An 11744-nucleotide genomic window follows, 5' to 3' on the forward strand; every position below is an offset into this window, starting at 1 on the left:
ACTCGCACGTCCTGACGAAGCGCACGCCGCTCACCCCAGCAAGCACCGGGCCATCGAGGCTCGCGCGAACCCATCGCGCTCTTGATCTCAATGGCGCGTGTGCAGACATCCGCACTCATCCGGCGCATCGCCTCGCGAAGCACGCCGCGCAGAGTCGATAGCGCCTTGTTTACCGCAACCCGCGCGTAGCGGCTCGCCAGCCGGACGCGAAACGCCTGCGCGTACTGGTCGTGGACGTGCCACCAAGGCACCGCGTCCGCACCGCGCCGCCGATCTCCGCTGCCAGCAAGTCGAGCGCCTCGCCGGTCGCCACCCGCGAGCCCGGCGCGAGGCCGGCGAGATAGACAGCGAGGGGTGGTCGGGGCCGGGACGACCCCGGTCGAGGCGAGTAGAGCGAATGCAGGATGATGAGGGCGGGGCGAGGGGGTGCTCATCGTCCCAAGAAGATCGTGAGGTCTGCGGCTGAAAGGAACCGCCCAGGCGATCGGCTACCCGGTAGAATTACAGCAGGATTTAAGGTAGAGTCCGCTCGGCATCCGCAATATGTCGGATGGAGTGGCGATGAGGCGCGCCAGCCTTGCTAATCATCGCCCTCTTCCAGTATGGTCCCAGATCGGTTTGGTCGCACCGATCCCATGGATCGGGTGAGCCGGGAGGGGCGCTTGAGCAAGGGGACGATCGAGGAAAACGCACGGGAGCTGCTCGTAAGGTACCGCGGTGAGCAGCGGGATCTACTCGCTGAAGAGATGCCGAAGGTCGTGGACACCGCCGACCAGCTCGCCGAGACCCTGGAGAGCGCTCTCTCGGCGCGCGCCGACGTGCGCGTCGGATTCCTTGGTGAATCGCAGGTCGGCAAGAGCTCGCTTATCAACGCGGTGGTCGGACGCATCGCGCTCCCGTCGGGCGGGATTGGACCGCTAACCGCGCAGGCGACGCGTGTCACGTACGCCGAGGAAGAGGCGCTGGTCGTCCGCTATCACGGAGCGCGGAAGTTGCGGGAGGTGCGCTTGAACGTGGAGGCGGCGCTCGTCCGGCGCGGCGAGATCGCGCCGCTGCGAGACGCAGGCGACGAGGTCCTTACCGACGAGGAGCTGCTGCATGACCTCGCAGCCAAGGGCGAGCCGACGGTCGACGATCCGCGAAAGCAGGCGGCGCAGGAACGGTTCGAGTACCTGATGAACCAGCTCTGGCACATGCTCGGCGCGGGGCGGAATGTGGAGGGCGCCGCCGGCCCGCCGCGCGACGCTCTGCGCCCCTCCAACGTGATCATCCTTGACGGGCTCCGGGCCATGCTCGGTGAGCAGCCGCGCGGCGACGCCGCAGCGCTTGAGCCGTACGCGCCCTTCATCGATGACGTGCGTCGACGCGTCGGAACCGAGGAGACTATTACTGCGGCGAGCGCAGGCGGCGCGCGCGAGTTCAACCGGGCGCTATGGGCGCGCGCGGTGGGCCATCTGGCGCCGATGGTCGAGGAGCTCGAGGTGCGGCTGTCGTCAGAGCTGCTGCGCGGCCTCACGCTGGTGGACCTGCCAGGGGTCGGCGTGACCGGCGATCCGGGCGGACAGGTGGCGCGGTCGTTCGTGAGCGCAGGGGCCCATGCGCTCGTGCTCGTCATGCGCAACAATGGCCTCACCGACACGATTGCCGACATGCTCGAACGATCGGGTGTGATCACAACGCTGCTCTTCGACGGAGAAACGGAGAGCCCCTCGATCCACGTGATGATCGCCGTTACCTACCTCGACGTGGTCGCCAAGGATCGCTACGCGCGGGCGCGCCAGGAGGCGCAGTACACCGGAGAGCCGCCACCGGACAAACATGCGCTCTTCCAAGCGCTCGCCCAGGAGATGGTGGATACCCTGCGCGCACAGGTGCACAAGGCGCTACTGGCCTCATCCGCCTTCGACGAACTGCCGCCGGAGAGGAAGGCGCGCCGCGAAGCCACCTTACGATCGCTCTGCGAGCGCCTCGACATCGTGTGCGTGGCGGCGCCCGACTTCCTCCACACAGCGATGGGGCAGGAGGATCTGGCGTTCCTCCGCTCACCCGAGGTGACCGGGGTACCACGCTTCCGGGACTCACTCTCCGCCGTAGGGAGACGCCTCGCCAGACGGCGCGAGGAGAGCATCCGGACCAAGGGTGAGAGCCTTGCGCAGCTCCTCGAGAGCGCGACCCAGTCGATCGGCGCGACGTACACCGATGGAGGAGGACGCGCGATCGCGGACTGGGAACGGTTTCGGACCGATCTGGAGTCCGCCGCGGCGCCGCTCCGGGAGCAGATGAAAGCCTCTCACGGGGAGCTCCTCGCGGACCTGAAGAAGCGCCCTTTGGCAGAGATCAATCTTATCTGCAAGGACGCCCAGCTCCTCGCTGCAAAGAAGCTCGATGCGCTGCGTCGGAACGGCCGCGAGATCAACGTCAGGGCGATCGAGGCAGCGCTGCGGCGTGACGGGAGGTGGGAACGTAGGAGCATCAACTACCCGGACGAGCTCACGCTGCGCTTCGTAGACAGCGTGGCCACGGACTGGGAGCCGAAGATCGTCGGGGGTATCCGCGCGACGGTCCGCGCGATTGCAGATCGAGATCTGAAGCTCGTCGAGCGACTGTGCGATCAGGCGACCGCACTCGACGATCGGATCGTCTCCGAAGCCCAAATCGCTACACAGAAGCAGATCCTTCAGCAGCACGCCAAAACCTGCATCAACTGGACGAAGGACCGCCTCGACGTGATGACCGCCTCCGTCCGGCAGGAGCTCGACGATACGGTGGGCGACATTTTCAAGAATGCGTGTAAAAAGGCGCTAGCCGCTGGTCGCAACCGCGGCACCGGGGCGAGGGAGAGGATGCTCGACACCTTTCACGATGCGGGCACCAAGGCGCTTGAGAAGGCATGTGTGAAGGCGTGCGAGATCCTCCGCCAGCATTATCTGGCGCTGTACCACGAGCTTGAGCAGAACTACCTCGCAGTGCACCACGATCCTCTGCAAGAGGCTTTCAACAACCTCACGAGCGAGCAGCTAGGCCGGGCTCGGCGTTCCGACGCGCAGCGCCGCCGTCACGTGCTCGCGCGCGTGCAGGCGGCGCGCTCGACGCTCGCAGAGCTTCACTTCTAGGAGGAAGGGGTCTCACCGTGGACAAGCGTTCCATCACGCTGGTGCGCTCGGTGCAGGACACAGATCTGCGCGCCGTGTGCGGCTACAGCAATTTTGGATTTGTGCAGTATAACACAGCGTCGCTACCTGACCGACTTTATTCGGGCCTCGACGCCGCGAGCCGGCCGCAGTCGTTCCGCATCGGAGAGGCTGAGCTCGACGTCACGCTGTTGCCAACGCCGCTCGAGGCACTGCTCTCGACGCCGGCTGGGGAGGGCGACGGGCTCGCGCAGGAGACACGGCGCGCGATCGCGCGCCTGGAGGCGCTGTGGCTCCTGACCGAAGATCGGCATCGGCTCCTCGACGCGGAGGCGGTAGAGCCGCTCTCGCACCAAGCATCGCTCGTCGAGCACGTGCTCGCGAACGAGTCGCTCCGGCGCGTGATGATCGCCGACGAGGTTGGGCTGGGGAAGACTATTGAGGCAGGGCTCATTATCCGGCGGCTGTTCGAGAACAGCGCGAGCGTCACGCCGCGCGTCCTGTACTTAACCGAAGCTCGACTGGTGGACGGCGTCGTCGAGGAGCTCGAGCGGCTCCGGATCCGCCCGCGCCCTCGCCGGTGGACCACGACGGCGCAGGAAGCTCGGCTCGTCCCGAATGACAGCGATCCCATGGTTGTGGCCTCGATTCACCGGGCCGTCTATCAGGTGAAGGGCGGCGTAAACCATTTCGAAACCGTTGCACAATCGGGGCCGTGGGACGTCATCATCATCGACGAGGCGCATCACTTATCGGACTGGTCTCAGGACGGCAGCGATCCTCAGCAGCGGATGCGGCTCGTCCGCAAGCTCGTCGAAGAGCGGCTCACCCCTGGCGGGCGCGTACTGCTCCTCTCCGGGACGCCACACCAGGGCCACGACGCGCGCTTCCGGAACCTCCTCCAGCTACTCCGAACGGACGCCGAATCCGACGATGACCTGCGAGGACGTATCATCTATCGAATCAAAGAGGACATCCGCGACTGGGACAACCAGCCGCTGTTTCCGCTACGGAGCGTGAGGCCTCCGACGCGCGTCAAGGCGCCGCAAGCCTATGCGCAGTGGCTCCAGTCCGTGCATCAGCTGCTATCAGTCGTCGTCGCCTCGCGCGCGGGTGCATGGCGTCGCGCGCAGGCGCTCCAGTGGTGCGCCTCCAGCCCGCACGCCGGGGTGGCTTTTCTGGTTCGCCTGGCGCTGCGAGCGCGGATGAGCGCGAGCGGCCATGCGGCGGTTGCCGCTGCGCTCGCCGCCCTCCGACCCTATCGCGGCGGTCCAGCGGACGAGCCGCTCGCGAGCCTTGAGGCCCGGATACTGGCTGGCCGCGATGAGCTCGACGAGGAAGACGCGGCCGATTTCCACGCCCAGGCAGGCGCCGTGGCGAACGTACTCCAACAGGGGACAGCGCTCATCCAGAGCGACGCACTCGCGGCTAAGCTCCAGCACCTGTACAGTTGGCTCGACGGCGCGCCCGACGAGAAGTTCGTCGTCTTCGCGCAGCCGATCGAGACGGTCTACACCCTGCGCGAGCGCATCGAAGCGAAGCTCGGACCGGGTAGCGTCTCGCTCATCGTTGGTGGCCAGAGGCAAGACGAACGCAACGAGGAGATCCGACGCTTCCGCGATGGCGACGCGCGCGTGCTCGTGTCGTCACGGTCCGGGGGCGAGGGCATCAACCTCCAAGTGTCTCGCCGCCTCGTCCACTTTGACGTCCCGTGGAACCCGATGGAGATGGAGCAGCGCGTCGGGCGTGTGCATCGCTACGGCAGCGTCGACACCGTGATCGTCGAGACGCTGGTGCTCCAAGGCAGCCGCGAAGAGCGCGTGTTGGATCGCGCCCGCGCCCGCCTCGGCCAAATCATTCGTGACATCGATCGAAGCCGATTTGAGCTGCTCTACAGCCGAACGATGGCGCTCATCCCGATTGGAGAGCTCGCCGCGCTCATGGCCGGCGAGGCGTTCGGTCCGCTCACGCCGAGCGACGAGGAGCGGGTCGATCGACTCATCACAGAGGGATACCGTCAGTGGGAGCAAACGGACGCTAGCTTTCGCGCGCGGAGCGAGGCATTGCGATCCCTCGATCGTGGGCCCGTGCGAGACGATGATCTGGAGCGCCTGCTCGTCGACGGTCTAGGCGCGCGCGTCGAGGAGGGATGGCAGCGGCGCTGCCTGCGCAAGGTGCCGGGGAAGGCCGAGCCGGAGCTCGTGCGCGAGCCGGCGCGCGTCCTTCGCCTCCCCGACGGGAGCCTCGGCTATGTGGGTCGCGACGCGGGCCTAGGGCTCGTCGGGGCCGAGCGCACCATGGTGCGTCGCCTCGGGCTGAATGATGTATGGGTGGCCGACGCGCTTCGCCGCGCCGTAGGTGTCACCGATCCTCAGGCCAAGGAGCAACGCGCGTTCGCCAAGGGCATTGGATCTACGCTCGTAGCACCTGCGTTCTGGGGCGACTTCGCAGCGCGAGCCGGCGCGCCGGCTCTGGCCGCGGGCGGTCTCCTCACCGCCTATTGCCTGCGGCGCCTCGATGTACGAGGCATCCAGCCGCGCGAAGTCGACACATCGATGCGGTACTTCCTCACATCGGCGTCGGGAGAGGTAGATCTACCGCTCGAACCGGCGGCCGCTGCGGATCTCGTGCGGGCAATCCGCGCCCCCCGACCGAAGCGTTCGCGCCCGGCGCTGCTCGCCGCAGACGCGCTCCGTGACCGCGAGGAGCGTCGCATCGAGGCGCTGCGCCGGATCCAACCGGGCGACCCGGTCGTCGCGGTGTTCCCCCTCGCTGCGATTTGGATCGAGCCGGTCGCCGAGACGCGCTACCATGTACCTCGGGCCGCCAGTTCTGCCCAGCCGACGCGCGATCGTGTTGAAGGGGATGCGGACGAGGAGAGCGCCGGGGCGGTAGGAGGACGCACGCGCCCGCCGCAAGGCGCGGAATCCTTCCCGGTCACGAGCGACGTGCGAACCTATATCGTCTTGCCTGTTGCGTCGGGCGCAGCGCCCAAAGATGCGCAGCCGGTGGTGACGCGGATACACCGTATCCAGCGGCGTCGTGAAGAGTTCGCAGAGGAGATCGAGGGCATCCTTAATCGGCTCGGCGCTCGGAACACCCTTGATGTGCACGATCCCGACGAGGTTGCCGCCGAGTTCATGGCCGCAGAGCCCGACAACGGCCCAAAGGTTCATGTGACCAAACTCGCTGCCATTCACGTGCTGATCGCCCGCGGCCCGGCCAGAGCGCTCGATTCGCTCGCGACAGATCCCGACGTGGGAGCGGTCATCGACGCGGACGAGCTGGTTCTTGAGATTCCGCCGCCCGTGGACGAGCGCGTCGCCCCCGCGGTGGCCGCATGGCACCTGTCCGCGGTAGGTGCCCCCGACGCGCACCATGCCGGCATCACGGGCGCGAACGTCTGGATCGGCTTCGCCGACACCGGCATCAATGTGATGCATCCAGAGCTCACGGGACGATCTCTCCTGTGCGCGGAGTTCGACGCCTCGGGCGTCAAGGTGGCGGAGACGTCTGGCGACGCCCACGGCCATGGGACGCACGTGGCCGCCATCGCCGCAGGGAGGAACGTAGGTGTGGCCCCGGATGCAAGAATCGCGATGGCGCGTATCTTCACATCATCCTCCCGTCGCGCCAACGCAGCGCAGGTGTTGGCAGGCATCAACTGGCTGGCCACTGTCGCGCGACCGGACGGGGAGCTCGGCGTTGACCTCATGTGCTTGAGCTGGTGCTCGACGACAGCGAGTGGAGAGGTTTATTCGGCGGCCTACAAGACGGTGATCCAGAGCGTCCGCTCACTCGGCGTCGAGGTCTTCGCGGCCATCGGGAACAGCGGACCTGGAAGGCACGGAAGCCCGGGAGACTACATCGAGACCATCGGCGTGGGAGCCATAGATCGGGACGGCAGGCCGTGGTCGTTCTCTTGCGGCGGTATTGTCGCGGAGGAGGGCGGGATCTCCAAGCCCGACCTCCTAGCGCCCGGTGTGGATGTCTACTCGGCGTCCAGCGATGGGGGCTACACGGTGAAGACCGGTACATCGATGGCTGCGCCAGCGGTGGCCGGCGTCGCGGCGCTGATCCTCCAGCAGCGGGGGAAGGGCGTCGATCTCCGGCAAGAGCTCCGCGCCCGCGCCCGCCCCATCGGGGATCTGCCCGAGGAAGCACGCCTGCTCCGCGCCCACTTCTGACTCGTCCGGAGCGTGGGAGGTGGTACGATCCCAGGCAGGTCATGGTCACAGGTGGCCGGAGGAGCGTCGTCGTCGAACTCGCGGTGGACCTTCCGCCTACGAGCGGGCTCACTCGCGCCCAGCGCATCGCTGAGCTGCAGCGCGCAACGGACGAGGTGAAGCACCGGTTCCTGAGCAAGGTCGACGAGTTACGACGCATCGACCGGGACATCGAGGTTCAGTCCCGTGACACCATTTTTCCGGTGCTCGTGGTGACGGCCACATCGGACGCAATTGATGCATTGGCGGACATGCCAGGCGTTGTGAGTATCACCGATAATCCGGATGCTTGGTACACCTTCCCCTGATTCCATACCCAACAGCGTCCGGGCAGGCGCCGCGTCCTCGCTGGGGTCGCTTCGACCCCCGCCGCGCACGATTCGGAGCCATCTTGGGTGGCTACTCTCTCGATGTGTTGCCAAGCACGCTGTTGGATGAGCAGCCGAGCCGCCTCTCTGATGTCCTGCGGTGCTCGTGCGCGTATCGTGTAGGGACCTCCCGGTCGCCCAGGGCCCCTCTCACGGAACAGTATTTGCGGGCCTCATATCTCGCTCTTCGGTACGCCGGTGCTCGAGGTCGCCCCCGTCGTCCGGCTGGTCTTACCCCGGTTTCAATGTCCCGCCGTAGAGCCGACCCGTCGCTGCTAACCCGATACCCGGCGCTCGCGATGGCTCGCGACCGCTCGATCCGCGGCGTCAACTAGCCCCGACGACACAGTTCTGGCCTCGGCGGCACGAAGTCAAGCGTCGGCACGTTAGTTATGAAATCGCACGCATATAGCGAACGCCGCGACTCGCTTGAGGATAAAGATGGTCTGTCGCGAGACAGGACTTCAGCCTGCGATCATCTACACGCTAGAAGATCCATGGAGTAGCGAATTATGGACCGTGATGCAATCGTCGACGAAGCTCGCGCCGTCCAAGAGGCATTCGCAAGAGAGCACGGCTACGATGTGAAAGCTATCGTAGCTGCGCTCCAGCGGGAAGACGTCAAAATCAGACAGCAATTCATATCGCTGCCACCAAAGCGGCTACCGAGCGAGGGGGCCGCACGCAAAGCAGTCTAGCCCTCTGTCCTGCGGCACGACGGCGGCAGTCCGAGGACGCGATCGAGCGCCTCGTGCGCCACGAGCGCTGCGCAACAGCGCCCAAGGCAGCGGCGCAGGCCATGTGGTGGGTTTCCACCGTGCCACGGGCAAACCACGTCCGCTCCGGAGTCCAAGCAGGTCGGCACGCGGTTTGCGTGAGCATCGGGCGAGAGGCGAGGACGATCGTGGAACGGGGCGAGGAGACCGCGGCCAACGCAGGCCAGGCACTCCGAACACCGCTGCGCGACGCGAGCGGGGCCTACCGGTGCCGCGGCCGGGTATCGGCCCCTGCGCCCCGACCGCTTTCAATGTGCCCAGAGCTTGGTGCCCCACCTGGAGCGCCCGCCCCTCGTCCGGAATCGCCGACGAGGGGCCCTCGCCCGCGCCGTCGGGCGCGCAGGAAGCGCCGGGTCTACCCGGGGCCATCGCCGCCGCTTTCCCGCCCACGGCGGGGCTTCCAAGCGCGTCGGCCGTCCGGTAGATTATCGGAATGGCACACCTGGGCTCCGGTCCACAACCTGCTGGCTCCGAGCCAGCGGATACGGAGCGCGTGCGGCGCGAGCGGGACCTCTACCGGAAGCTCTTGGAGCTCGGCGGGAACAACGAGATCGAGCCGTTTCTCGAAGAGGCGCTCGCGCTGATCGTCGACATCGCCGGCGCTCGCCGCGGCTACCTGGAGATCCGGGACGACGGCGCCGACGCCGAGGGGACGCCGTTCTGGATGGCCCGAGGCTGCACGGAGGAAGACGTCGCAGGCGTGCGCGCGGCGATCTCGCGCGGCGTGATCGCACAGGCCATCGCCTCGGGGCAGACGATCGTGACCAGCTCGGCGCTCAACGACCCCCGCTTCCGCGACCGGGGCAGCGTGCGCGCGAACCGCATCGAGGCGGTGCTCTGCGCGCCCATCGGCGCCGACCCGCCGCTCGGCGTCCTCTACCTGCAGGATCGCGTGCAGCCGGGGCCCTTTCGGGACGAGGACCGGGCGCACGTCGAGCTCTTGGCGCGCCACGTCGCCACGCTCGCCGATCGCCTGCTCCTGCGGCGGCGAACCGCCGAGTCGGCCAACCCCACGTTGCCTCTTCGAAAAAAGCTGCGCGCGGACGGCATCCGCGGGAGGAGCCCCGCGCTCGCTCGGCTCTTCCAGCAGCTCGTCCTCGTCGCGCCGCTCGAGGTGAGCGTCCTCCTGACGGGGCCCACCGGGAGCGGCAAGACCGCCGTCGCCCGCGTCCTGCACGACAACAGCCCTCGGGCCGGCAAGCCCTTCGTCGAGATCAACTGCGGCGCCCTCCCGGAGGCGCTCATCGAGAGCGAGCTGTTCGGCGCCATGCCGGGCGCGCACTCGACGGCGAGCCGCAGAGTCCCGGGCAAGGTCGAGGCGGCCGAGGGGGGGACGCTGTTCCTCGACGAGGTCGCGGAGCTCAGCTTGACGGCCCAGGCGGCGCTCCTCCAGCTCCTCCAGTCGAAAGAGTACTTCCCGCTCGGCGGCTCCAAGGCGGTGACCGCGGACGTGCGCATCGTGGCCGCCACGAACGCCGACCTGCGCGGTGCCGTCGCGAAGAAGGCCTTTCGAGAGGACCTGTTCTATCGCCTCCAGGTGCTCCCGGTCCGGGTGCCCTCGCTGGCCGAGCGCCGCGAGGATGTGCCGGAGCTCGCGGCCCACTTCTGCGAGCAGGCCGTGCGCTCGTACAACCTCCCGCGGCTCGAGCTGTCGGTCGGCGCGCTGCGGGCCGTCGAGAACGCCGAGTGGCCCGGCAACATCCGCGAGCTGGCCCACGCGGTCGAGGCCGCGGTCATCCGGGCCGCGGCGGACGGCGTCCTGCGCGTCGAGCAGCGGCATTTCTTCCCCGAGCCCGAGCCGGCCCGCGGCGACGCAGGAGAGCGCGGCGACGCCGCAGAGCGCGGAGACTGGCTCACGGGACAGCCGACCCTCCAGGCGGCCACGCGGGCGTTCCAGGCGCGCTTCGTCCGGCGCGTGCTGGACGAGGGCGGCTGGAACGTCTCCGAGGCCGCGGCGCGGCTCGACATCGCGCGGTCGCACGTCTACAACCTGATTCGAGGGCTCGGGCTGGAGCGACCGAAAGGTGTCTAGCGCGGCGGCCCTCTCCGTGCAGGGCTCCTCCCCCGGGGCGGCGCCCGGCCCGCAGCCGGACCTCGGCGCGGTGTACCTGGAGGAGCACAGGGAGCTCGTCCTCGAGGAGATCCGCCGCATCATCCGCGCGGGCTCCCCTGGGGACGACCGGGCCTACCGGCTGATGCTGGATTATCCGCTGCGCCGCGCGAAGGGGCTGCGTCCCGCGCTGTGCATCGCCGTCTGCCGTGCGCTCGGCGGGGAGCTCGAGGAGGTCCTCCCGTCGGCCGCGGTGGTCGAGATGTACCACAACGCCTTTCTCATCCATGACGACATCGAGGATGGCTCGCTCACCCGGCGGGGTGGGCCCGCGCTCCACCGGACCCACGGCATCCCCGCGGCGGTCAACTGCGGTGACGGCCTCCTCGCGCTCACGCTCGGTCCCCTGCTGGCCAACACCGACCGGCTCGGCCTCGGCCGGGCGCTGCGCATCCTCGACGTCTACGCCCGCGCCGTCATCGAGTCGTTCGAGGGGCAGGCGCAGGAGCTCTCGTGGATCGACGAGGGGACATGGCAGCTCACCGACGCGGACTACGAGTCGATGGTGCGGCGAAAGACCTGCAGCTACAGCTTCGTCGCGCCGGGCCTCGTGGGGGCGGCGGTGGCCGGGGCGGAGCCGCGCCTGGAGGCGCTCCTCGTGTCGTTCCTGGAGAGCCTCGGCCTCGCCTTTCAGATCCAGGACGATCTCCTCAACCTCGAGGAGGGGCGCGCCGATTACGGCAAGGAGCTCGCCGGCGATCTCTGGGAGGGCAAACGAACGCTGATGCTGCTGCACGCGCTCCGCTCCGCGCCGGAGGCCGACCGCGAGGAGGCGCTACGGATCCTGCGCAAGCCGCGCCCGGCCGCCGGATCCCCGGAGGCCGGGCTCGCGGATCTGTTGAGAGGGATGGTGGAGGAGCGGATCATCGACGAGGCCGGTCGCGCCGCGATGATGCGGTATCTCGACCGCCGGGCCGCGTCGTCGGGCGAGAAGACGGAGGACGACGTGCGGTTCCTGTGGCGGCTGATCGACGATCACGGCGGCATCGAGCACGCCCGCGGGGTGGCGGGGCGCCACGCGGCGTCGGCCGAGGTGCGGTGGCGAGAGCTCGCGGAGGTGCTGGCCGACTCCGTTCACAAGCGGTTCATCGGCTGGCTCAAGGACTATGTCGTCCAGCGGACGTGGTGAAGCG

Annotated in this window: 5 protein-coding genes; all 5 read left to right on the top strand. The window is 68.1% G+C overall.

Annotation, left to right across the window (positions count from 1 at the left end; all coding sequences use genetic code 11):
• The first annotated feature begins 746 nt into the window (after nt 1-746).
• The gene (locus WMF33_RS26125) at nt 747-3113 is read left to right on the top strand and encodes a dynamin family protein (protein WP_437322378.1); all 2367 of its coding nucleotides are present in this window, start codon (nt 747-749) and stop codon (nt 3111-3113) included.
• 17 nt (nt 3114-3130) lie between these two features.
• Nucleotides 3131-7318 (top strand): S8 family serine peptidase, encoded by a 4188-nt coding sequence (locus WMF33_RS26130; protein ID WP_437322379.1) that lies wholly within the window; start codon nt 3131-3133, stop codon nt 7316-7318.
• A 41-nt stretch (nt 7319-7359) separates the two neighbouring features.
• Nucleotides 7360-7665, top strand: a complete 306-nt coding sequence (locus tag WMF33_RS26135; RefSeq protein ID WP_437322380.1) for a hypothetical protein — start codon at nt 7360-7362, stop codon at nt 7663-7665.
• 1329 nt (nt 7666-8994) lie between these two features.
• Complete coding sequence (locus tag WMF33_RS26140; RefSeq protein ID WP_437322381.1) at nt 8995-10533, top strand: sigma 54-interacting transcriptional regulator; 1539 nt, start codon at nt 8995-8997, stop codon at nt 10531-10533.
• Nucleotides 10526-11740 carry a polyprenyl synthetase family protein gene (locus WMF33_RS26145; RefSeq protein WP_437322382.1) on the top strand — a complete coding sequence of 405 codons (1215 nt, stop codon included), beginning with the start codon at nt 10526-10528 and terminating at the stop codon, nt 11738-11740. Before WMF33_RS26140 ends, WMF33_RS26145 begins: the two co-directional genes overlap by 8 nt.
• Nucleotides 11741-11744: the final 4 nt, after the last annotated feature.

This window comes from Sorangium sp. So ce394 (assembly GCF_051474665.1).
Lineage (GTDB): Bacteria > Myxococcota_A > Polyangia > Polyangiales > Polyangiaceae > Sorangium > Sorangium cellulosum_D.

Bases quoted from the DNA above. Each gene is read 5' to 3' on its own strand.
- WMF33_RS26125 (WP_437322378.1), top strand. From the start codon at position 747: ATGCCGAAGGTCGTGGACACCGCCGACCAGCTCGCCGAGACCCTGGAG.
- WMF33_RS26135 (WP_437322380.1), top strand. From the start codon at position 7,360: ATGGTCACAGGTGGCCGGAGGAGCGTCGTCGTCGAACTCGCGGTGGAC.